The sequence below is a fragment of the Alkalihalobacillus phoenicis genome (assembly GCF_047302405.1).
Lineage (GTDB): Bacteria > Bacillota > Bacilli > Bacillales > Bacillaceae_D > Alkalihalobacillus.
On record NZ_CP154853.1, the window covers coordinates 4361076 to 4383881 of the forward strand.

A 22806-nucleotide genomic window follows, 5' to 3' on the forward strand; every position below is an offset into this window, starting at 1 on the left:
GAATAACCGAGAATAGGTAATGAAATTGGTCAGTTTTAAAAATAAGAATACGAATAATCGAAGACCGAAACCGAAAGTCAAGGGACTAATCAAACGGGTCGTATCAATAAAGTTAATCATTACAAAAAGGGCTCTCAAAAGCATATGGAAGAGCTTTTGAGACGCCTCTGCTGTATAAATTAAAGAGTGATTAAATCATCTCGTGAAAAACCTTCTTCGGATAAAAAGAATAAGAGAAAAGGCAATTAGTGAAGCGATAATGATGTAGACAATCTTGGAGTATGCGTTCATATATACGAGAACAGAATCCCAAGACTCTCCAACTTGGGCTCCAATATTAATAATTATCGTGTTCCAAATAAGTGAACCTAGTGCTGATAACAAAATAAACAAGCTAAGGTTCATTTTCGCCATACCAGCGGGGATAGAAATTAAACTTCTAATTAAAGGCAGAAGACGACAGAGAAAAACGGTCCATGGCCCATATCGGTCAAACCAATCATAAGAACGATAGAGGTCGATTTTCGTGAGGCGAATAATGTGACCGTACTTTTCCACAAGCTCTTCCATTTTTTTTAAGCCTAACAAAGAGCCAATCGAATAAAGAATAACCGCGCCAAGTGTTGAGCCAATGGTCGCAAAGAAAATCACAGCGATTAATGTCATATCTGATTGTGTCGTCATAAACCCACCAAAAGTTAAAATAACTTCAGACGGTATCGGTGGAAATAGATTTTCTAAAGCGATTAAAACCATAATACCGATATATCCTAACTGTTCCATGACAGATATAATCCAATTCTCCATTGATTAAGCTCCTTTTATCATTATGTTTTGTTGACGGTATGCTATCCTTTTATAACTATACGAGGCTTGTATCATTTTCATGAATGATTTGTTAGATGCTGAAAACTTCCCTCCTGTTTAAAAGGGAGTTTTTTATTTGAAAAATAATGGAAGGATTTGGTTTGGAATAAACGAAGTAATAACAATAGATAATTTTAAATATTCGAAACTATTCTATTGGAAATACGTATCTGAGTAAGAAGAAATGAGTGAAGGTGATAAACGTTGAAATTAATTGTTAAAAGTAAATGGATTCTTATTTGTTTCATAATGTTGATTAGTTGTAGCAATGAGAAGGTGGAAGAAGGTGAGAGTTTGGAAGTGATAGAACCAGAGCTTTTTGGCGAACAGTTTTTAGATGGGAAGTTTGAATCGATTTATTACCAAACGAATGAAGCGTTTCAGTTGGCGGTTACGTTAGAACAATTTTTGGAGCTTGGGGCTAGCTTTAATGAAGGAGTAGCGTCTTATGAACAACTATCCCAGTTAGCTACTCAGGGTATGGACGAATACTTATGGGTGAGCGAAGAAGGAGATAAAGGGATACGTGTTTATTATGGCGACGATATGACAATAGAGGGTATTCAATTAACCCCTATTACAATTGGCATTGATGATGATGAAAATTACACAGAAAACATATACGAAATGCCAATCAATGAGGAGATGTACGTGTTTTGGGGAGGGCTGAATGAACTGCAAAATTATCATTATGCGTTGGATGTGCAGCGTTATGCATATGATTTAATCCAAGTGGAAGGCGATCAATCCTTTGAAGGGGAAGGCATAGAAAATGAGGATTACTTTATATTTGGTAAAGAGGTTGTTGCTCCGTTAAGCGGGAAGGTCGTCTCGGTCGAGAATCGTGTACATGATAATGTGCCAAATACGGAGATGAATACTGAAATGCCGCTTGGAAATCATGTTGTGATAAAACATGAGAATGATGAATATAGTGTTCTTGCCCATATTAAACAGGGTAGTATTGTGGTCGCTGTTGGAGATGAAGTAGAGGCAGGCGAACGATTAGGATTAGTCGGAAATTCTGGGAATTCGAGTGAACCGCATATCCATTATCATGTGGCAGATAGCGAAAATTGGCTTGAAGCAAGCTCGCTGCGCATTCGGTTAGAAGGGGAGAAAGATCCTGTACGTGGGGAAACGGTGAGTGGGTTTTGATATTAAATGAATATGAGGTGAAAGATTGTGGTTTATAAAGCCCATTATCGAACTTTTCCAGGGTATGTGTTCTTACTGATCTCCCTTATAATGTTTACTTTACAAATTTATTATATCGAAATGCCAAGTACACATATTGCGTTTGTTTGGTTATATGGGTTTCTTAGTTTACTCTGTTTAAGCCTTTTGTGTTTACGTTTTGAAGTAAACATCAATAAAGAGACCATCGCTTTGACAATTAGACTTTATCATTTGAAAGTTTATCATGCAGCAGTAACCCCAGAAAAAATAAAAATGATTCATATAAAAGATAGTGGTGTCAATAAGAGTGTGTTCATTACAAGGGAAAGTGGCTTTACCTGGCGTCTGATACGTTTTTTGCCTCAAGGAATGGAGTTGGAAATTGAAAGATTTGCTCTTAATCATCAAATTGGTGATTTTGGACAAAGAAAAGGATCATCATGAACTTCACAAAATCAATCATAAAGAGGTGTGAAAGAATGATCGAAATTAGTGGGCTTAGTAAAACATATGACAAAACAGTCGCTTTAGAGAAGGTCGATTTAACGATTCCAACGGGGATTTGTTTTGGGTTAGTAGGACCGAATGGAGCAGGGAAATCGACTTTGATGAAAATTTTAGCGGGTGTACTTAAAGAATTTGATGGAAAGGTTAGTCTTTATAATAAGGGAGAGCCTTCACTTGGTTATGTACCGCAAGATATTTGTTTAGAAGAGACCGTATCGGCTCAAGCGAATATGAACTTTTTTGGACAGGTTTATGGTTTAAAAGGGAAGGAATTGCAAGAACGTCAGCAGCTTATCTTTGAAGATATTGGCTTATCGGAAAGGGCTAAATCGAAGGTGACGACCTATTCGGGAGGAATGAAGAGGCGGTTAAATATTGGGTGTGCTTTGCTTCATTCCCCAGAAATCGTCATTATGGATGAACCGACAGTTGGAGTCGATCCGCAGTCACGTCGTCATATTTTTGAGCTGATTAGAAAGCTAAAGCAAGAAGGGAAGACGATCATCTACGCAAGTCATTATATGGAGGAAGTAGAAGGTCTTTGTGATTATGTAGCTTTTATTGATAGAGGTAAGGTTGTGGAGCAAGGAAGTATTGACGAATTATTAAGTCGTTATGCTGGCTCAGGAGTTTTTATAAAAGGAGAACTGCCTGATGATTTCCTTGATAAAGAAGAGGTCTTTCAAAAAGATGGTGGGTTTGTGATAAAGACGGATAAACCGTTAAAGAAGCTTGCCTTATTGGCTAAAAAATGTGAGGTCGAAGGTGTAGAACCAAATCAACTATCATTAATGCAGCCAAGGTTAGAGGATGTCTTTTTTTCATTAACTGGGACAGAATTAAGAGATAAATCGGCATAAGGAGAGGGTTTTATGTGGGCAGTCGCACAAATGGAGGCTAAAAAGCAATTCCAAGATAAGTCATTGGTCTTTTGGACGTTGATTTTACCGTTTATTTTTATCGTCGGATTCATGTTTATCTTTGGTAATAATGCACCAGACCGAGAACAGGTTGTGAACCAAATTATTACTGGGTTTAGTGTATTTTTCCCGATTTTTATCATTATTTCAATTGTGATTAGTTTTGTGAAAGATCGTGAAAAGGGCTTAGTAGCAAGGCTTGCAAGTACACCGTTATCAGTACCCGGTTACTTTTTAGGGAAGTTGCTTCCTTTTGTGGTCATCGTCTTTTTGCAAGTTGTTGTCTTATCTCTTATAGGTATTTTTATATACGACTTAACGATTGAACAGCCATTTCTATATTTCTTGATTGCTCTTTGTCTCGCTTTTATGGTGACTTCTTGGGGAATTGGGATTTCTGTATTTTCAAAAACAGAAAACACCGGTTTAGTGATTACACAAATTATTGCATTTGCAGCAGCGATTCTGGGTGGCCTTTGGATGCCTTTTGAAATACTACCAGAAGCAGTTCAAACGATAGGAAAGTTTCTTCCACAATATTGGACGCATCAGTCGTTGATCTCAGCGGTTACGGTTGGACCTAGTTCTGTGAGCTTAGGCATTACTTTTCTGTTGATCTTTATTTATACGATAATTGGGATGGCAGTGGCGTTGGCTGGGTATAAACGATTTTTGAGTCAGTCAAAGAATTGAATGAATAAGAGTCATAAAAAAGCGGTTTATGTAGGCTAAACTGTGGCCGCTTTTCTTCTTTTTATAGGAAGTGGTGAAATAGATGAGAAATGTTTTACATAATCAAGTGGTTAGTGCCCTTTTTTACTTTTGTGTTTCGTGCGTTATTATTGTTAAACTTATGGTTCTTTTTTTCCTGTTTGCGATATGGTTTACAAATTAAAATTTTTATAAAAGAGGTTATCGCTAGTGAAAAACATTGAGTATATTAGGGCAGAGGAAAAGAGGTATCATGATACTTTTTATAAAGAGGCTAATTTATATGAGGCAGGCACATGGTTAGCAAAACCTGTCCAATCGGTTCTTCAGCTCCTTCCTTATTTTGAACAAAGGGCTTCTGTAAAAATGTTAGATTTAGGCTGTGGGGTAGGTCGGAATAGCATTGCTATGGCAAAAGCGATCCAGAAGAAACACGGGAAAGTGGTCTGTGTAGATTTATTACGAACAGCTATAGAAAAACTGAAAGAAAATAGTCTTCAATATCAGGTGGAGGATGTACTTGAATTTTACGAACAGGATATTGCGATGTTTCCTATTCCAAAAGAATCCTTTGATTTGGTTGTAGCTGTTTCTGCATTGGAGCATGTTGAATCAGAATATGTACTTGATTCTATTCTGGCATCGATAGAAAAAGGAGTCAAAGAGGACGGGTATGTTTGTCTAGTCATCAATACAGAAATGACGGAAGAAGCGCATTTTTTTGAACAAGTACTCCCTCCATTATTAGAGGTTAATTTAACGACTAAAGCCATGATTCAAAAGCTAGATTCGATCTTTTCGGACTGGAAGAAGGAAAAGGTCTTAACAAAAAAATTAGAGTATCCGATTATGAGAGGAGAGGCAAAGGTTTTAATGAAAACGACAGCGATTACCTATGTGGTCAAAAAGGAAGGGTTTTCAAGAGGAGAATGAAAAAAGTTGGAATTGGAACATAAGCTTCGTACATAATTAAATCGCTTTTTGATGGTTTATAAATGATAAAAAGCAAGGGCTAATGATTCATCCCTTGCTTTTTGAGCGTTATTTTTCTGCTAATTTAAAGTGGTTTGTAAAAAAATCAATCGTTTCAGAGCGAATGACTTTCCATAAGAGGAGGAGACCGATTAAGTTAGGGATCATCATTAAGGCGTTGGCCATATCAGCAAAGGCCCAGACGGTTCCAAGGTTAGCGATGGCTCCGATCCCACAAGCGGCAATGTAAATAATTCGATAAGCGGCAATACCACGCGTTCCTACGAGGTATTCAAAGCATTTCTCACCGTACACGTACCAACCGACAATTGTAGTTGCTCCAAATAAAATAATCGAGAGCGATACGATGTATTCTCCAATAATGCCAAGTACTGAGCCAAAGGCGGCACTAGTTAAGGCACCTGCTTCCAACGTTGGGTCGTGGGTTACCCCAGAAACTAATCCTCCAGATGCATCCCAAAAGCCTGTTAAAATTAAAGTTAATCCAGTAAGTGTACATACAACTATGGTAACGATAAATGTACCGGTCATCGCTACTAATGCTTGTTTCACAGGGTGATCGGCTTTGGCAACACCAGCAATCAGAGCAGCGGTACCAAGACCTGCTTCATTTGAGAAAATACCACGAGCGACTCCATTTTGAATCGCTTGTCCAACGGTTATCCCAATAAAACCACCTGTTGCGGCAACTGGGTTAAAGGCATAATGAAAAATTAATCCAAATGACGGAATAATTTGGTCGTAGTTTAAAATCAAAATTAAAAGAGCTCCTAACATATAAAAAACGGCCATCAGAGGAACAAAAAAACTTGAGACAGCACTAATCCTTTGAATTCCTCCATAAATGATCACACTAACAAAAATAATTAGGATAATCCCTGTAACCCAGTTTGGAACATTGAAGCTATTATTAGCGACATCCGCTACTGAGTTTGATTGAACGCTATTTCCAATCCCTAAGGCGGCGAAAGCCCCAAATAAGGCAAAGGCTATTGCTAACCATTTCCATTTTGGGCCAATCCCTTTTTCGATATAGTACATCGGTCCACTGGAAAACTCCCCGTTACTGTTTTTAATTCGGTATTTCATGGCAAGTAAGGCTTCCGCATATTTGGTTGCCATTCCAAGTAGACCGACGATCCACATCCAAAAAATCGCACCAGGACCACCAAGTGTAACACCAGTCGCTACGCCGGCAATATTACCGATCCCGATCGTTGCTGATAATGTGGTCATTAAGGTTTTAAAATTACTTACATCACCTTCACCAGAATTTTCGTTATTTCCTTCTTTACTAAAAGCGAGCTTAAAGGCGTAGATGAGATGACGAAATTGGATTCCCCTTAATATAAAGGTTAAAAATATACCTGTACCAAATAACAAAATTAAACTGGGTGGACCCCATAAGACCGAATTAATCCGGTTTAACAACTCTAATAACAAAAAAATCACTCCTCTGACGCTGTTTGTCCTATTTTGCGAAAGAGAACTGAAGATTATGCGAAACAGTCGAGAATATTTATCGTGTCTTTTTAAGGGAAATCGATTTAACTCTGAGGAAAGTGCTATCTGAATTTAGGGGCAAATGCTGTTTTAACGGTCATAAAAAGTGATTGAATATTAAAAACTTATATGTGTGGAGGAGGGAGTTTAGATAAAGAGTGGTGGTATTTAATCACAAAAAATCACCCCTCTTTCGCTTTTGAGTATTTTTGCGATAGAGGAGTGAAGATTATTTGACACAGTCAATAATATTTATTTAAGTTGTTCTCTTATGATTTCGCTGATTTATAATGGTTATCAAAGAAGTCGTTCGTTTCCGCTCTAATGACTTTCCATAATAAAAGAAGAGCAATTAAGTTCGGAATCATCATTAAGGCATTGGCCATATCAGCAAAAGCCCAAACGGTTTGTAGGCTGACGATAGTACCAAGTCCACACGCCGCAATATAGATAATTCGATACGGTGCAATCCCTTTTGGACCCGTTAAATACTCGATACATTTTTCCCCATAAACATACCAACCAACAATCGTTGTTGAACCAAACAAAATAATCGAGAGGGCGACGATGTATTCTCCAACCACCCCTAAGGCAGAACCGAAAGCTGCTGCTGTTAAAGCACCTGCTTCAAGCGAAGGATCGTGTATAACACCAGATATTAGACCACCTGTTTGATCCCAAAATCCTGTAATGATTAAAGTCAAACCTGTTAATGTACACACAACAATTGTTACGATAAATGTCCCTGTCATTGCTACAAGTGCTTGTTTCACAGGGTGGTCGGCTTTGGCACTACCTGCAATTAAAGCAGCGGTACCAAGACCAGCTTCGTTCGAGAATATACCACGAGCTACACCATTTCGAATCGCTTCAGCAACAATGATTCCAGCAAATCCACCTGTTGCTGCAACAGGATTAAAGGCATGATGGAAAATTAATTGGAAGGAAGGAATGATTAAGTTGTAGTTAAGAACAATAATTAAAATAGCTCCGAGCATATAGAAGATCGCCATAATCGGAATAAATATACCTGATACGGTACTAATACGTTGAATACCACCGTAAATGAGATACGATACAAAGATAATTAAAATGACACCTGTTAGCCAATGTGGAACCCCGAAACTACTACTCGCGACATCGGCTACCGAATTGGACTGAACACTATTCCCAATACCAAGAGCAGCAAAGGCCCCAAATAAAGCAAAGGCAATCGCAAGCCATTTAAATTTTGGTCCAAGACCTTTTTCAATATAATACATCGGTCCACTAGAATATTCGCCATTACTATTTTTGACACGATACTTCATCGCAAGCAAGGCTTCGGCATATTTCGTCGCCATTCCAAGTAAACCAACGACCCACATCCAGAAAATCGCACCTGGCCCCCCAAGTGTGACAGCGGTTGCAACTCCGGCAATATTACCAATTCCGATCGTTGCTGCAAGCGTTGTCATTAGGGCTTTGAAATTACTAATGTCTCCATCCCCAGAGTCGGAATTATTTCCTTCTTTAGAAAAAGCTAATTTAAACGCATATTTTAATCGGCTGAATTGAATTCCTTTTAAGAGGAAAGTTAAAAATAGACCAGTTCCGAATAATAAAATCAAACTCGGAGGACCCCATAATACTGCATTTATCGAATCCAGTATATCTAAAATGTTCATGCAATACTCACTCCTTGAATCTTTAATTCTGTTTTCTGTTTTTTCAACTGTGCTATATTAGGGTAACATGTGTTTCGTTTATAATTTAATTGTCAGAATAAAATTATTTTGGCTTACATTTTTAAATAATAATTCAAAAATTTTCCATATGAGAAGGAGAATTCGATATTGAGTGAGTATAAACATCATCCTTTTAACCGGCCTTTTGATTCATTAGAAGACTTTGTGGATGTGATTAGTGAACGTTTAAAATGTCCAGTTACATTAGAGGATTCAAACCATCAACTGCTTGCGTATAGTTCCCACGATGACCGAACAGATGAAGCAAGAATTTCGACAATTATAGGACGAAGAGTTCCTGAAAGAGTGATTAATAAATTTTGGAAGGAGGGCGTCATCCCTAAGTTAAATCAAAGTGATGAACCTCTAGTTATTCCACAAATTAACGATATTGGTCTTGGCAATCGTGTGGCTGTATCGATTAGAAAAGATAAGGAAGTTTTAGGTTATATTTGGGTACTAGAGGTAGGACGATCGTTAACAAAAGAAGATTTATCTGATTTAAAGATAGCGGCAAGCAAAGCGAAGAGCCAACTACTTCAGCTTAATATTCAAAAGAAAAAGAAGGAAAAAAATCATCAAGAGCTTTTGTGGCAAATGATTACAGGTGATGCAAGTGATCATCGACTGATTAAAGACCAATTAACGAAAATTGGTTTTCATTCAAACAACCCTCTCACTATACTCGTTTTTTCCTTTACAGAAATGAATCAAGATTTAACCAAAAAGCTTATTTATGTCGCCAAAACAACGCAGAAGATTAATTTGCTTATTCAAACCTTTGATGAAAATCAACTTATTATTTTAATTTCTCCTTCTAGTCACGAAGATTTAAAGGATGTGAAAGAGTTTATTCATACATTCAAGACTCAGGTGAAGGAACGATTTGCAATCAGTGATGTCATTTCAGGCTGTGGATATGCTTATGATGATTATCAATTTGTCAAAAGTAGTTATGAAGAAGCATTAAAGGTTGTCCAATTAAAGCAAGTTTACGAGGAAGAACTAGGGCAGGCTGAATTTTATCATGAGCTTGGAATTTTCAAGTACATCGATTTGTTAAAAAAACAAAAGGCGATTCAACGTATTCCTATTAATCCGATTATTGAACGATTAAAACAGTATGATTCAGAAAATAAAACCAATTTATTAGAGTCATTAGAAGTGACCTTGGATAAGGATAGCAATGTCAATGAGGCGGCAAAAGAGCTGCATTGCCATGTTAATACCCTTAATTATCGGTTGAAAAGGATCCAAGAGATTACCCAAGTTTCATTAAAGGACTCGGTTCAAAAACATGGTCTTTATTTAGATTTAAAAATGCTTCAACAAAAATAAGGGTTCCATTTTCCGTTTGTGAAATTTCACAAATAAACGCTTACATTTTTAATATCTCACACAATGCTTTTTTTACATCATCACCCTATACTGAGGGGGTAACATTAATAAACCCTTTTTAGGAGGATGACATATATGATTATTGGAATTCCAAAAGAGATTAAAAACAATGAAAACCGTGTAGCAATGACTCCAGCTGGTGTTGTATCACTTAAAAACGCTGGTCACGAAGTACTAGTTGAACAAAACGCTGGACTTGGAAGCGGTTTTGAAGATGCTGTTTATTTAGAAGCTGGTGCAACAATCATTCCAGAAGCAAAAGATGTTTGGGCAAAATCTGAAATGATTATGAAAGTTAAAGAGCCATTAAGTTCTGAATACGGATATTTCCGTAAAGGTCTTATTTTATTCACTTACTTACACCTTGCAGCTGAGCCAGAACTAGCAAAAGCTTTAGTTGAAAGTGGCGTAATTGCGATTGCTTATGAAACAGTTGAAGTGAACCGTACATTGCCATTATTAACACCAATGAGTGAAGTTGCTGGCCGTATGTCTGCTCAAATTGGTGCTCAATTCCTTGAGAAACCAGAAGGCGGAAAAGGAATCTTACTTTCTGGAATCCCAGGAGTAAAACGTGGTAAAGTAACAGTTATCGGTGGCGGTGTAGTAGGTACAAACGCAGCGAAAATCGCCGTAGGTCTTGGTGCAGATGTAACAATGATCGACTTAAGTGCGGATCGTCTTCGTCAATTAGATGACCTTTTCGGTAACAGCATTAAAACATTAATGTCTAACCCAATGAACATTGCAGATGCTGTCAAAGAATCTGATTTAGTTATTGGTGCAGTATTAATTCCAGGAGCAAAAGCCCCTAAATTAGTAACAGAAGAAATGATTCAATCAATGTCTGCTGGTTCTGTTGTTGTTGACGTTGCTATCGACCAAGGTGGTATTTTCGAAACCGTTGATCGTATTACAACTCACGATAACCCAACATATGAAAAGCACGGTGTTGTTCACTATGCAGTTGCGAACATGCCAGGAGCTGTTCCACGTACATCAACATTAGGATTAACAAACGTAACAATTCCTTACGCTTTACAAATTGCTAATAAAGGCGTTGAAAAAGCGGTTGCTGAAAACCCAGCATTAGCTTTAGGTGTTAACGTAGCAAACGGTGATGTAACATACCCAGCCGTAGCACGTGACCTAGGTTACGAATTAGTAACTGTACAAGATGCATTAAGCAAAGTTGCAGCTGTTTAATTAGCATAAATAAAATAGATTTTGCCCCCTCTAAGATTGTTTAGAGGGGGTTTTTCAGTACGGGATCGCCTTCAGGAAGCTGAATGAATGAGTTAGTGGGAGTGAATTGGAATCATAGGAGCCGAATGATTGCCTTAGCATGTCTGAAAAGATGTCAAAGGGAATCATAGGAGCTGGATGATTGCCTTAGCAGGAGTGAAAGCGAGTCAAAGGGAATCATAGGAGCCGAATGATTGCCTTAGCAAGTTTGAAAGGGAGTGAAAGGGAATCAAAGGAGCTGAATGATTGCCTTAGCAAGTTTGAAAGGGAGTGAGGGGGAATCATAGGAGCCGAATGATTGCCTTAGCAAGTTTGAAAGGGAGTGAGGGGGAATCATAGGAGCCGAATGATTGCCTTAGCATGTCTGAAATGATGTCAAAGGGAATCATAGGGGGCCAATGATTCCCTTAGCGGGTCTGAATTGTTATCTTCGGCAATCATAAGAGCTCAAAACCCAAATCAAACGCCGCACTCTGTCTATTCATTAAAATTTCAGCTACAATAACAACTAGTATAGAAAGGACGTGACTATATGCAATCGATTTTAATCGTTGATGATGATAAGCATTTACGCCAAATGGTGAGCCAATACCTTGAAGAGAACGGCTACCGTACAGGACAGGCTGAAAACGGTGAAGTTGCCTTACATCTTTTAGAACAGAAAACATACCAATTAGTCATTATAGATGTGATGATGCCCATAATGGATGGGTATGAATTAGTCAAACAGTTACGACATACTCAAAACATTCCAGTCATTATGCTAACGGCGAAAAGCCAACTTCATGATAAAGAAAAAGGTTTTGCTTTAGGGATAGATGATTATTTGGTAAAGCCATTTGAATTAAAGGAGCTCTTATTTAGAATAAAAGCCTTGCTTAGACGTAGTCAGCAGGAATCAGAACTCATTATTCAAACGGGTCCGGTTAAAATCAATAAGGTAAGCTATGAGGTAGAGGTTCACGGTCAAACTTTTATGTTACCATTGAAAGAATTTGAACTTTTATATGTTCTAGCTTCCAATAAAAACCGAGTTTTAACACGAGATCAGCTGATCGAAAAAGTATGGGGTCACGATTTTAGTGGAAATGAACGGACGATTGATGTACATATTAAGAGGTTACGTGAGCGTTTTACGAAAATGACTGACAAAATAACTTTAAAAACGATCCGTGGGGTTGGGTATTCCCTTGAGGTGAAGGAAGGATGAGATCGCTATATTCCTCCTTTGTTGTTTTTACATTGGTCATTATGCTTATTAGTGGATTGTTGGCCTTTTTTCTTTCAAATGTTTATTATCAACACTTTTTAAAGGAACAAAATGATCAGAAATATACAAAAATTGCTTTAGAAGTGGCCGATTATGTTAGCGAACAAAATCAATTACAACAATCACTAGCTTTTTTGGCCACGACTGGTTATCAGCTGCGTTTATTTAATAGTGATGGGGAGTCTTGGCAATTTGGACAAGACTTTCGTGACGAAACGATGGAGGAAGCAAACATAAGGCGTGTTTTAAATGGAGAAACTTTTCATGGAATTGCTCATTTTCCGAGTGAAACATTTGTAACTGGCTTTTTTGCGAATGAATTAAGGAATAGTATTGGGGTGCCTGTTGAACATGAAGGGGAGCAATACGCTTTATTTTTAAGACCAGATATTAAACTCCATTTTAGTGAAATGCATTATTTATTTGCGTGGCTATTAGGTTTTACGATCGTTTTTAGTTTGATTTTGGAAATGACATTAGCTCACTATTTAATTAGACCGCTTTCAAAGTTAAATCATGCCACCAAAACGGTGCAAGAGGGTGATTTTGACGTGAAGCTCGATTTTAAAAGGCAGGATGAAATTGGCGAGCTCGCTACAAGTTTTCAAGATATGGCCAAACAATTAGCTGAAGCGGAGGGCATGAGAAATGAGTTTATCTCCTCCATTTCACATGATATTCAATCTCCTCTTTCGAATATAAAAGGTTATACTTCTTTAGTGGAAGATGAATCACTATCGACAGAAGAAATGAGTCAGCACCTGCAAGTTATTCGTTCTGAGACGGAAAGGTTATCAAGTTTGACAAGTCAGTTGCTCGTATTATCATCGTTAAATCAAATGGAGCAACCGCGTCATAAAGAAACTTTTTCCTTATCAGAGCAAATCAAATTGGTTTTAAAAGGATATCAATGGAAGTTGTCTGAGAAGGAGATTTTGCTTCAATATCATCTATCAGAGATTGAATTCACAGGTGATCGGGCGATGTGTATGAGTGTTTGGGATAATTTAATGAGTAATGCGATTAAGTACAACCATCAAGGTGGAGACATTCGCATTGATTTGATAGCGGCAGAACATCGTGTTTTGGTCACTATTGAAGATAGCGGGATGGGGTTAACTGAACTAGAGAAAGAAAGAATGTTTGAGCGTTTTTATCGGGCTGATCCTTCAAGGACGATGGAAATTGAAGGGGCCGGTTTAGGATTAGCGATTGTTAAAAAGGTGGTTGATTTACATAATGGTGAATTAACGGTACGCTCTGAAAAAGGGAAAGGGACAAGTATTACTGTTATGCTGCCTATTGTTTGAAAGAAGCGGCTGGAATTTAAAAAGTTGTAACGTTTTATTCATCTTCCGTTCATATTCCTTCTATAAAGTATTACTTAGTAAGAAGAATGAAGAGGGACAAAAATTAGCTAGTCTTGTCATTTTTTCGGAATCTAGCTACTTTTACGTATTAAAGCGTTTCGATAAAAGAAGGAGGCAACAAATTGATGAATCATGCAAAAATTTTATTAGTACTCTCGGCTATTTTTGGAATTATTGGGGTGTTCCTCGGTGCCCATATGTCGGGTGCGGGATCCTATGCGTTTAGACCAATCCATGCTCACGTCTCATTAGTAGGCTGGCTTACTTTATTTTCTTGGAGTATTTATTACAAAGTCTATCAACCAAAAAGGAAAAACCTAGCGAATTGGCAAACGATTATGGCGATTATCGGTTCAATTGGCTTAACCTCAGGTATGTGGTTGTACACATTAAATCCATTTAACCTTCCACAAGGGTTTACTCTTGGTTTTTATATTGGTGGTGGAATTGCCCTCGTTTTTGCCTTTATCCTCTTTTTATTACTCGTAATTTTTGATGGTGGAGAGAAGGAAGCGAAATAAATTTTCTAACCTTTTACACGTGGAAACTCATTTGAGGTAGTTCGTCCGCTATTTAAGGTGATTTTCAGTTAGAAGGACCAGTGTCACTTGCTTATAAGCACACTGGTCTTTTTTTGATTCATTATTAAGACTCACTGATTTTAAAGCTGTATTTATGATGCCCCTTTTAAAAATAAGTTGGCAAACCTATCGAACATCTTTGCCCGTTTTTTTAGGTCAAGATGTTGGGTGAAAATATCTAATCCTCCAAAAGTGGCCGCGGCGAGCTCACTTAAAGTATCCAAATCCTCTATATTCCACTCGTTTGTCTCATTTCCGGCTTCAAACATATTCCGATAATAGAGGATGTAACGTTGGTCTAATTCATTAATTTTTTCATTGATGAGCTCTGACTCGTGCTGCATGGAATAAAATTCAGCTATCGCCATTCGGAGTGGATAGTGGACATCAACAGTGGCGGTAAATTCAGCAAATTTATAAAATTTCTCTAAATTAGTTTGACACTTTTTCTCTTCCACATGCCATTTGGCAAACCATTTTCCCTCTTCTAAATTAAGAACCTCAAGGAATAAGGCTTCTTTATTGGTGAAATGATAATAGAGTGTTCCTTTACTACTATTAGAAAGCTTCACAATATCTCCCATTGAGGTTGCATTATATCCTCTTTGAATAAAAAGCTCTTTAGCAACTTCTAATATTTTTTCTTTCACGATAAGACCATCCTTTCAAATAAAATAGTTGACATGATTTCTTCTCTTACTTTATAGTATACAATAGACTGACGGGTCAGTCTATAAATGAGAGGTGATTTTTATGAATGAACAAAAAACGTATCGATTAATGAAAAGTCGTATTTTTGTGCTACTTTTAACGGCAGGTATTTTTGCTGTTGTTGGATTTAGTATGTTTTTAACGACGGTGTCCTGGTATGCCATTAGCGAGATTGGCTCACCAAGTGCAGTAGGAATTATATTAATGACCGCTACGATTCCAAGGTTATTGACGATGGTATTTGGAGGAATTGTTGCTGATAAGTATAAAAAAACGACAATTATGTTTATCACAAATTTTATCCAGGCAATTCTTTTATTGCTTTTATTTATTCTGGTTGCTCAAAATCAACTTGAATTTTATATGCTTTTAATCATTGCCGGTTTGTTTGGCGTTTTAGATGCCTTCTTTGGACCAACGAGCTCATCACTTATTCCGAAAATTGTTCCTAAAGAGTATTTGCAAAAGGCTACGGCGATCTTTCAAGGAGCCGATCAAATTTCATTTGTCATTGGTCCGATCTTAGCTGGTCTGATGATGGAGTTTTTTTCAATTGCCGGTAGTTTTTTTGTGGCGATGATTTTAGTGTTTATTTCAGCCGTCCTTGTGTTTCCACCATTTATTCGAGAAGAGGCAGTTGAAGAGCGAGTAAAACAAAGCCCTTGGAAGGATTTAAAAGAAGGAGTTCTGTATGTAAGAAGGTCAAATTTCCTATTAGTCGGTATATTCGTTCTTATCATACTTAATTTCTTTGTGTTCGGAGCTTTGCATATTGCCGTACCGTTATTAGTCGATATATATGATGGCTCTCCGCTTAATTTGAGTTTTATGGAAGCGAGTTTGGGGACAGGTATGCTGCTTGGAAGCTTTTTATTAAGTATTTATACGATAAAAACAAGGCGAGGGGCAACGACGATATATGGGTTGCTAGCAGCCTTACTTTTATTTGTTGTCTTTAGTTTAACTGGCCACTTTGGGTGGTTGACCTTCTTGATCTTTTTTATCGGTTTCTCCATGGTATTTGTCTATGTTCCCTTTTTTACAGTAGCTCAGGAACAAACGGATAATCGCATTATGGGACGTGTGATGAGTCTTATTTTCTTGGCTATGAATGGATTTGATCCGATATCTTATGGCATTGTTACAGGGCTTGTCTCAGTCGGAATACCTGTTCAAAGTGTCCTATTAAGTTTTGGACTTATCGGATTATGTATTACCTTCTTTATTCTGTTTAGAGCAAAATCTTTTAAAGCGGTCTAGTAGTTAAGATGAAAGCTTGTTGTTAACTTCTTTTAGGGAAGTTGATAACAGGCTTTTTCTTATTGAGCGTATTTATAAAAAGGGAGTGAGCATAACGAGGAGTGCGGAATGACTCTCTTAAGTGGTTCTAATTTACTTAACTTTCGCAGCGTATAATGGACCCTTAACCGTTGATAGAGATTGACTTTAGGGCGATACAATACTCAAATTGACTTTACATGGACGGTTCAATCGTTGACAGTCTGAACACATCTCTTCGTAGGCTGTTGAAGGAAACTGTTCACTAAAATGAGGCCCTCCGGCGGTCGCTACCAAAACCATACTCCGCGTCCTTGCCGAGAACCTGGCGAGCCTCCTCGGTTTATTCGAGGCCACTGAAAAAGTTCTGTTAGTTACAATAGGGTTGGATGATTTGGCTTACTCCGCCAGCTGCATACCCTACGCGTTCCGCGGGTGAACCGGGAGCCTCCTCACTCATCGCTGCGGGGTCTCCCGTGTTTCACTTCTCCCGCAGGAGTCTCCGGGTATTCCGCTGGCTCCGTTTTGGTCAAAGAAAAACCAGCTGAGCCATAATAGATCATCTAATGAATCACCTAATTATTTGAGATTCTTCCCCGGTAAAGGTGAGAATAAGACTTTTTCAGTAAGCTCGGTTTATTCCTGCGGGAGTCTCCGTATGGTTTTGTCCGCTAAGTGTCGTGGAGATGCTTGATGATAGGGCCATTCTCAATCAGCTATTTCTAACGCGGAAGGACCTTCTTCTTCCCTTTGTTGGTTATGGAACTAAATAGGTCGTTGCCACCTATTTTTTCCTAAGTCTGCAGTCATGAAAAGATAGGATTCCAATCGAAACAAGCTCGATCATCTAGCTAACGTACAGAGCATCCACACTGATTTGTTTAAGAGCTTCCCTTTCGCTCTGCCAATTAGTTGAACGGATTTTCTCGATGCGAAAGTTGAGTAATTTATAAATAAAAATAGTAGAAAATTTCTAATGTAAGGGTTATCATATAGGGTATATTGTCGGAATATTCATTTTTGTTGAGGGGGATATAAACTTATGACAACTGCACAGGAAATAGGACGAGTACAACGCCATATTCAAGACGTTTGGGGATTTGTGAAGGAGATGAACAACTGGGCAGTCAATATGCCTGGTTATGTCGATTATCAAGAGGTTAATGAAGAAGTTTCTCTTTGGACTTTAAAAGTTGAGGCAGGTATGTTTAAAAGAGATGTTGAATTCACAGTTACCAAAACAGAATTTACAGAACCGACAGAACTTGCTTTTACATTGAAAGCAAAGAAGGAGGGAATTGTTGGCTCTGGTTCGTTTAAAGCGGCTGTCGTTGATGAGCAAACGACCGATATAGAGTTTAATCTCCAAATGGTCGGTAAGGGGATGATGGAAGGTATGATAAATAACCTGCTCGCTAAAACATTGCCCCAGCAGTGTAAAGAACTGAAGGAGAACATCACGCAAGTATTAGAATCAGCTGAAGTAAAGTCAAAATAGTGATGGAAGTAAGGATTCTATTTTTAGAATTTAATTGGGAAGACCGTAGACAAAATGCCTGTGAGGAATTGTTACTCACAGGCATTTTTAGCATTAGATACGCTAAATTTGTGTTTGGGTCACTTGGAGTCGGAGAATTCTTTCGCTTAAAATAATGTCAGTTTGAATGAATAAAATAATAATTTACAAATTTGTATTGATCTGAATTAGAATATCTTTTATACTTCAATTGAGTATGATAATGATTCTCATTATCGATATAAAAGAAGAGGGAGATATACATATGTCGAAAAAATCAGTTATTTTATTTTTAATGTCTTTATTTCTTATTGGGGCAATATTAGTCGGTTGTGGCAATCAGGCAGAAGAGGATAGCACAGAAGAGCCGATTGTAGAGGATGAAGGACAAGTAGAAACAGACGGTGAGGTTCGAGTTGTAACAAATGCTCTTGGAGAAACAGAAATTCAAGGAACACCTGAAAGAATTGTGACATTATATCAAGGAGCTACCGATACAGCTGTAGCAATGGGAGTTATTCCGGTCGGTGCTGTTGAATCATGGTTAGAGCAACCGGTTTATAATTATTTAAAAGATGATTTAGGAGATGTTCAAATCGTTGGACAAGAAACGCAACCGAATTTAGAGGAGATTGCGAAACTAAATCCTGATCTGATTATTGCTTCAAGAGTACGTCATGAAGAGATTTTTGAGCAGTTGTCAGAAATTGCACCAACTGTTGCTGATGAATCTTTAAATGATTTTAAAGAGACAACAGAATTAATGGGTAAGGCCTTGAATAAAGAAGATTTAGCGAATGAGCTTTTGTCTGATTGGGATAATCGAGTAGTAGATTTTCAAACAAAGGCTGAAGAACATATAGAAGAGTGGCCTATGCATGTAGCGGTTTTAAATTTTAGAGCTGATCACGCACGAATTTATGTAGAAGGTTTTGCTGGTTCAATATTAACGGAGTTAGGATTCAAAGGGCCAAAAAATTTAGAGGATTCTAATGAAGAAATTTTAAGATTAATGGATAAAGAAAGTATTCCAGAAATGAATGCAGATGTGTTTTATACATTTATGGAAGAAGATGAAGCTGTTAAGAATACCTATGAAGAATGGACATCTCATCCATTATGGCAGAATTTAGATGCTGTGCAAGCGGAGCAAACGTACATCGTGGATGAAATCATTTGGAACATGGGTGGAGGTATTGTGGCTGCAAACTTGATGCTTGATGATGTTTATGAGAGATTAGAACTAGAGAAATAATCCATAAGGATAGGAGAATCATTCTCCTATCCTTCTATGTTAAGTAAGAAAGCAGGAGTAATATGGGAAACATACTGTATCGAACATCTTATAAAATAATAGGGCTTGTCGTTTGTTTCTTGTTATTATGTACGGCCTTTATTTTAAGTATTTCACTTGGTCAAACGAATATTAGTTTTCTCACTACTTTGGAAGCCTTTACTCAGTATGATCCTAATTCAACTGAACATATTATTGTGACGACTTCAAGATTAACCAGGGCTCTCATTGCAACCGTTATTGGTTCTAGCTTGGCAATTGCGGGAGCACTTATGCAAGCTTTAACAAGGAACCCCCTTGCTTCCCCTGACCTTTTAGGGATTAATGCGGGTGGTTTGTTTTTTATTGTTTTATCAATTACGATGTTTTCTGTCAATTCATTAACGAGTTATATGTGGATTGCCTTTTTAGGGGCTGGTATTGCCGGTGTCCTTGTTTTCTTTTTAGGAAGTGTTGGTCGCGATGGTTTAAGCCCTATCAAAATTATCCTTGCTGGTGCTGCAATCACGGCTTTATTTGCTTCCTTTACACAAGGGCTACTAGTCATTGATGAACAGTCGATTCAGAGCATTTTATTTTGGATGGCTGGTTCTGTCTCTGGAAGAAATTTAGAGATGCTTTTACCCGTATTACCTTATGTATTCGGTGCAACTTTGTTCGCTTTCTTTTTAGGTAGATCGATCAATGTTTTATTGACTGGAGAAGATGTTGCCAAAGGGCTTGGTCAAAGAACCGTGTTTTTGAAAGTAGTCATGGGCGTTTTGGTGATCATTCTTGCTGGCAGTTCGGTTGCGGTTGCAGGAGCGATTGGGTTTGTTGGTTTAGTCGTTCCACATATTGTAAAAGGTTTAGTCGGACCTGATTATCGCTGGGTTATCCCTTACAGTGCACTAGTTGGTGCATCATTATTACTGTTTGCCGATGTAGTCGCTCGTTTTCTTATCATGCCACAAGAAGTGCCTATTGGTGTAATGACCGCCTTTATAGGGGCCCCGTTCTTTGTTTACATCGCACGAAAGGGGTTAACCAAAGATGATTGATCCATATCAATTTAGAAGCAAAAATGAACAAATATCTTTTCAAATAACGAAGAAAACGATTATCACATTTAGCATTCTATTTATTTTTACACTGCTTCTTTTTATTATTAGTCTATCGCTCGGTAGTAGCTTTATAAATCCGTTTGATGTGATCAAGCATTTATTAGGAAGTGGTATTCCTGAATATGACTTTATCTTAAATACATGGAGGCTCCCTAGAACGATACTTGCTTTTATGGTTGGTGCGTCGCTCGCTGTATCTGGTTTAATTTTACAAGGGATCATTCGTAATCCCCTTGCGTCCCCTGATATTATCGGGATTACAAGTGGTGCATCAGTCGGTGCGATTGTGTTTATTGTCTATTTTATGGGGACAATTAGCATTCAATGGTTACCGTTGTCAGCAATTATTGGAGCCGGTTTCGTTTCATTTTTAATCTACGTTCTTTCTTGGAGCAAAGGTGTTACTCCGATTCGACTTGTGTTAATGGGGATCGGAATCTCAGCGATAATGAATGCGATTGTGACAATGATGATTGTATTAAGTGATACGGCTATTACGACTAAATCGTATTTATGGATTACGGGTAGTTTGTATGGAGCAAGCTGGACTGATATTACCTCGATGTTGCCTTGGTTTCTGTTATTTATTCCGATTACTTTTATGTTAGCTCGAGTCATTAATGCGAAGGAACTAGGTGATGATGTAGCGGTTAGCATTGGAGTAAACGTTCAATTGTATCGTGTTTTATTAATCATTATCAGCGTAATATTAGCTGGGACCGCTGTTGCGTTTGCTGGAGGAATTGGTTTTGTAGGGTTAATCGCTCCACATATCGCTCGGATGTTAATCGGACGTTCTTTCGCGGCACTTGTACCGATTGCTGCTATGCTTGGTGGAATCTTAGTTATGCTAGCAGATATTGTGGGAAGGACTGCCTTTTTACCTTTAGATATTCCAGCAGGGGTCTTTACGGCAAGTATCGGAGCTCCATTTTTTATCTATTTACTTTATAGAAACCGAAACCAGTAGGAGGAGGTAAGTCTGATGTTAGAAGCTCAATCATTAACATTAAACTATGGTGAAAGAAATATTATTGAGGATTTGAATTTAACGATACCTAATGGTGAAATTACGGTTCTTGTAGGTGCGAATGGTTGTGGGAAATCAACATTATTACGCTCATTAGCAAGACTGATGAAACCAAAGTCGGGAGATATTGTCTTAAATGGCGACCTAATTAAGTCCTTACCTACAAAAGAAATTGCCAAAAGAATGGCGATCTTACCACAGGGACCGATTGCTCCTGAAGGGTTAACGGTACAACAACTTGCTAAACAAGGCAGATATCCTTACCAAAGTTGGCGGAAACAATGGTCCAAAGATGATGAAGACATTGTGGTTGAGGCACTAAAGGCAACGGGAATGAGCGAGTTTAAGAATAAGCCAGTCGATTCTTTATCAGGTGGTCAAAGACAAAGAGCGTGGATAGCGATGACTTTAGCCCAAAAAACAAATACCATTCTTTTAGACGAACCGACAACCTATTTAGATATGACACACCAAGTAGATATCCTTGATTTATTATTCGAATTAAACGAGAAAGAAAAGCGGACAATTGTTATGGTTCTACATGATTTAAACCTTGCCTGTCGATATGCCCACCATATTGTAGCTGTGCGTAACAAAGGCATTTATGTTCAAGGTAAACCTGAGGAAGTTGTTACTGAACAGATGGTCAAAGACGTTTTCCAAATGAATTGTGATATTATACAAGACCCAATCTTCGGTACACCGCTATGTATCCCTCATGGTAAAGGGAGAAAAGTCGTTCGGGAGCGAAAGAGGGAAAGGGAAGTTTTACACGTATGAGTTCGATTAATACAAAAGAGATAATGGATAAACTAGAAGAAGATTTGCAAAAGAATAGTATCACGATTCATGCGAATATGAGCGATGGTGTTTTCATCTCTACATTATTTGATCAACAGCAATGCAAAGTTTTTCTAGAAGGTGAAAAAGAAGAGCTTGGAGCTCCTTCTGTCTCAGTGGCTGCATCAATGTTCTCAAAACGATATTCTTCTTTGTTATTAAACGCTTCGCTCACGGCTTTTATGAACTATAATAGTTGTATTTATTGGCCGTATGAAGCTTGTTTGTATACAAAAGATCGTAAGTTAGAGTTGAATAAAAATCAGATCCGATTAGTGTCTACTGAGATGAACAATAGAGAAAAGTTGAGAGAGGAGTTTCTTGTTAAGCTCTTTAAAGAAAATTTAAGTCCATTAATTTTGAATTTGCACGAAGTCTCTAGACTCCCACTAAAAATATTATGGGAAAATGTCAGTGTACGAATGAACTCCATATTCCGTAAAATGATAGAAAAAGAGCAAGATACTTGCGTCCTAAACACGTTAAGCGAAGATTTTGATTTTCTTAAACAGTCTAGTGGGAAATTATTTGGTCTGAATGAGAACCCAATAGCTCCTTATTTAAGTGATGAATTTGGAGAAGTAAAGACGCGAAAAACATGTTGTCTGTTTCACAAAGTAGAGAAAAGTTTAGAACCCAATAAATATTGTAACGTCTGTCCACTAAACCGTTGACTTTGACTCATTTAGAATAATCGTCATAATAAGTTTGCTGCATAAGGTAAAGGCTGTCGCTTTAGAAGGCACGAAAGAATATATTCGTA

21 protein-coding genes are annotated in these 22806 nt (G+C 37.9%); 17 read left to right on the forward strand and 4 right to left on the reverse strand.

Annotated features, from left to right (window positions below):
- Positions 1-195: 195 nt before the first annotated feature.
- Entirely contained in the window at positions 196-807 is a 612-nt protein-coding gene (locus tag AA0017_RS20440) for a DedA family protein (protein WP_413377480.1), read from the reverse strand.
- 264 nt (positions 808-1071) lie between these two features.
- Between AA0017_RS20440 and AA0017_RS20445 the strand changes: the two genes are divergently transcribed.
- The 5 genes from AA0017_RS20445 to AA0017_RS20465 all read left to right on the forward strand — a co-directional run bounded on the left by AA0017_RS20445 (position 1072) and on the right by AA0017_RS20465 (position 5117).
- On the forward strand, positions 1072-2025 hold the full coding sequence (locus tag AA0017_RS20445; RefSeq protein WP_413377482.1) for a M23 family metallopeptidase: 954 nt from the start codon (positions 1072-1074) through the stop codon (positions 2023-2025).
- Between the two features lie 27 nt (positions 2026-2052).
- On the forward strand, positions 2053-2490 hold the full coding sequence (locus AA0017_RS20450; RefSeq protein ID WP_413377484.1) for a hypothetical protein: 438 nt from the start codon (positions 2053-2055) through the stop codon (positions 2488-2490).
- A gap of 35 nt (positions 2491-2525) precedes the next feature.
- A complete protein-coding gene (locus tag AA0017_RS20455) occupies positions 2526-3413 on the forward strand; it encodes an ABC transporter ATP-binding protein (RefSeq protein ID WP_413377485.1) in 888 nt (295 codons plus the stop codon).
- A gap of 12 nt (positions 3414-3425) precedes the next feature.
- A complete protein-coding gene (locus tag AA0017_RS20460; RefSeq protein WP_413377487.1) occupies positions 3426-4166 on the forward strand; it encodes an ABC transporter permease in 741 nt (246 codons plus the stop codon).
- Positions 4167-4394: 228 nt separating this feature from the next.
- Positions 4395-5117, forward strand: coding sequence for a class I SAM-dependent methyltransferase (locus AA0017_RS20465; protein ID WP_413377489.1), 723 nt, complete (start codon positions 4395-4397; stop codon positions 5115-5117).
- 108 nt (positions 5118-5225) lie between these two features.
- On the opposite strand, the gene AA0017_RS20470 is transcribed toward AA0017_RS20465, so the two are convergent.
- The gene (locus AA0017_RS20470; RefSeq protein ID WP_413377490.1) at positions 5226-6620 is read right to left on the reverse strand and encodes an alanine/glycine:cation symporter family protein; all 1395 of its coding nucleotides are present in this window, start codon (positions 6618-6620) and stop codon (positions 5226-5228) included.
- Positions 6621-6949: 329 nt separating this feature from the next.
- Complete coding sequence (locus AA0017_RS20475) at positions 6950-8347, reverse strand: alanine/glycine:cation symporter family protein (protein ID WP_413377492.1); 1398 nt, start codon at positions 8345-8347, stop codon at positions 6950-6952.
- A gap of 168 nt (positions 8348-8515) precedes the next feature.
- On the opposite strand from AA0017_RS20475, the gene AA0017_RS20480 reads away from it, so the two are divergent.
- The 5 genes from AA0017_RS20480 (at position 8516) to AA0017_RS20500 (ending at position 14211) form a co-directional block, all read left to right on the forward strand.
- A complete protein-coding gene (locus AA0017_RS20480) occupies positions 8516-9745 on the forward strand; it encodes a PucR family transcriptional regulator (RefSeq protein WP_413377493.1) in 1230 nt (409 codons plus the stop codon).
- 135 nt (positions 9746-9880) lie between these two features.
- Entirely contained in the window at positions 9881-11011 is a 1131-nt protein-coding gene (ald, locus tag AA0017_RS20485) for an alanine dehydrogenase (protein ID WP_413377495.1), read from the forward strand.
- A gap of 571 nt (positions 11012-11582) precedes the next feature.
- The gene (locus AA0017_RS20490) at positions 11583-12260 is read left to right on the forward strand and encodes a response regulator transcription factor (protein ID WP_413377497.1); all 678 of its coding nucleotides are present in this window, start codon (positions 11583-11585) and stop codon (positions 12258-12260) included.
- Positions 12257-13630 (forward strand): ATP-binding protein, encoded by a 1374-nt coding sequence (locus AA0017_RS20495; RefSeq protein WP_413377499.1) that lies wholly within the window; start codon positions 12257-12259, stop codon positions 13628-13630. The genes AA0017_RS20490 and AA0017_RS20495 overlap by 4 nt, the downstream gene beginning before the upstream one ends.
- 185 nt (positions 13631-13815) lie before the next feature.
- The gene (locus AA0017_RS20500; protein WP_413377501.1) at positions 13816-14211 is read left to right on the forward strand and encodes a hypothetical protein; all 396 of its coding nucleotides are present in this window, start codon (positions 13816-13818) and stop codon (positions 14209-14211) included.
- A 152-nt stretch (positions 14212-14363) separates the two neighbouring features.
- Here the strand turns inward: AA0017_RS20500 and AA0017_RS20505 are convergent, their stop codons facing one another.
- Positions 14364-14921 (reverse strand): TetR family transcriptional regulator C-terminal domain-containing protein, encoded by a 558-nt coding sequence (locus AA0017_RS20505; RefSeq protein WP_413377503.1) that lies wholly within the window; start codon positions 14919-14921, stop codon positions 14364-14366.
- 103 nt (positions 14922-15024) lie between these two features.
- Between AA0017_RS20505 and AA0017_RS20510 the strand changes: the two genes are divergently transcribed.
- The 7 genes from AA0017_RS20510 to AA0017_RS20540 all read left to right on the forward strand — a co-directional run bounded on the left by AA0017_RS20510 (position 15025) and on the right by AA0017_RS20540 (position 22717).
- Positions 15025-16242, forward strand: coding sequence for an MFS transporter (locus AA0017_RS20510; RefSeq protein WP_413377505.1), 1218 nt, complete (start codon positions 15025-15027; stop codon positions 16240-16242).
- A 1060-nt stretch (positions 16243-17302) separates the two neighbouring features.
- On the forward strand, positions 17303-17758 hold the full coding sequence (locus AA0017_RS20515; protein ID WP_413377507.1) for an SRPBCC domain-containing protein: 456 nt from the start codon (positions 17303-17305) through the stop codon (positions 17756-17758).
- 283 nt (positions 17759-18041) lie between these two features.
- Positions 18042-19031 (forward strand): ABC transporter substrate-binding protein, encoded by a 990-nt coding sequence (locus tag AA0017_RS20520; RefSeq protein ID WP_413377508.1) that lies wholly within the window; start codon positions 18042-18044, stop codon positions 19029-19031.
- A gap of 62 nt (positions 19032-19093) precedes the next feature.
- Entirely contained in the window at positions 19094-20110 is a 1017-nt protein-coding gene (locus AA0017_RS20525; protein ID WP_413377510.1) for a FecCD family ABC transporter permease, read from the forward strand.
- Positions 20103-21143 carry a FecCD family ABC transporter permease gene (locus tag AA0017_RS20530; protein ID WP_413377512.1) on the forward strand — a complete coding sequence of 347 codons (1041 nt, stop codon included), beginning with the start codon at positions 20103-20105 and terminating at the stop codon, positions 21141-21143. The genes AA0017_RS20525 and AA0017_RS20530 overlap by 8 nt, the downstream gene beginning before the upstream one ends.
- 15 nt (positions 21144-21158) lie before the next feature.
- On the forward strand, positions 21159-21983 hold the full coding sequence (locus tag AA0017_RS20535) for an ABC transporter ATP-binding protein (RefSeq protein ID WP_413377514.1): 825 nt from the start codon (positions 21159-21161) through the stop codon (positions 21981-21983).
- Positions 21980-22717, forward strand: a complete 738-nt coding sequence (locus tag AA0017_RS20540) for an IucA/IucC family C-terminal-domain containing protein (RefSeq protein WP_413377516.1) — start codon at positions 21980-21982, stop codon at positions 22715-22717. The genes AA0017_RS20535 and AA0017_RS20540 overlap by 4 nt, the downstream gene beginning before the upstream one ends.
- Positions 22718-22806 lie beyond the last annotated feature (89 nt).

What these genes read in the sequence shown, in the direction of transcription:
- AA0017_RS20440 (WP_413377480.1), bottom strand. Translation starts at nt 807, where the DNA reads ATGGAGAATTGGATTATATCTGTCATGGAACAGTTAGGATATATCGGT.
- AA0017_RS20455 (WP_413377485.1), top strand. Translation starts at nt 2,526, where the DNA reads ATGATCGAAATTAGTGGGCTTAGTAAAACATATGACAAAACAGTCGCT.
- AA0017_RS20460 (WP_413377487.1), top strand. Translation starts at nt 3,426, where the DNA reads ATGTGGGCAGTCGCACAAATGGAGGCTAAAAAGCAATTCCAAGATAAG.
- AA0017_RS20475 (WP_413377492.1), bottom strand. Translation starts at nt 8,347, where the DNA reads ATGAACATTTTAGATATACTGGATTCGATAAATGCAGTATTATGGGGT.
- ald (WP_413377495.1), top strand. Translation starts at nt 9,881, where the DNA reads ATGATTATTGGAATTCCAAAAGAGATTAAAAACAATGAAAACCGTGTA.
- AA0017_RS20490 (WP_413377497.1), top strand. Translation starts at nt 11,583, where the DNA reads ATGCAATCGATTTTAATCGTTGATGATGATAAGCATTTACGCCAAATG.
- AA0017_RS20495 (WP_413377499.1), top strand. Translation starts at nt 12,257, where the DNA reads ATGAGATCGCTATATTCCTCCTTTGTTGTTTTTACATTGGTCATTATG.
- AA0017_RS20500 (WP_413377501.1), top strand. Translation starts at nt 13,816, where the DNA reads ATGAATCATGCAAAAATTTTATTAGTACTCTCGGCTATTTTTGGAATT.
- AA0017_RS20510 (WP_413377505.1), top strand. Translation starts at nt 15,025, where the DNA reads ATGAATGAACAAAAAACGTATCGATTAATGAAAAGTCGTATTTTTGTG.
- AA0017_RS20515 (WP_413377507.1), top strand. Translation starts at nt 17,303, where the DNA reads ATGACAACTGCACAGGAAATAGGACGAGTACAACGCCATATTCAAGAC.
- AA0017_RS20520 (WP_413377508.1), top strand. Translation starts at nt 18,042, where the DNA reads ATGTCGAAAAAATCAGTTATTTTATTTTTAATGTCTTTATTTCTTATT.
- AA0017_RS20525 (WP_413377510.1), top strand. Translation starts at nt 19,094, where the DNA reads ATGGGAAACATACTGTATCGAACATCTTATAAAATAATAGGGCTTGTC.
- AA0017_RS20530 (WP_413377512.1), top strand. Translation starts at nt 20,103, where the DNA reads ATGATTGATCCATATCAATTTAGAAGCAAAAATGAACAAATATCTTTT.
- AA0017_RS20535 (WP_413377514.1), top strand. Translation starts at nt 21,159, where the DNA reads ATGTTAGAAGCTCAATCATTAACATTAAACTATGGTGAAAGAAATATT.
- AA0017_RS20540 (WP_413377516.1), top strand. Translation starts at nt 21,980, where the DNA reads ATGAGTTCGATTAATACAAAAGAGATAATGGATAAACTAGAAGAAGAT.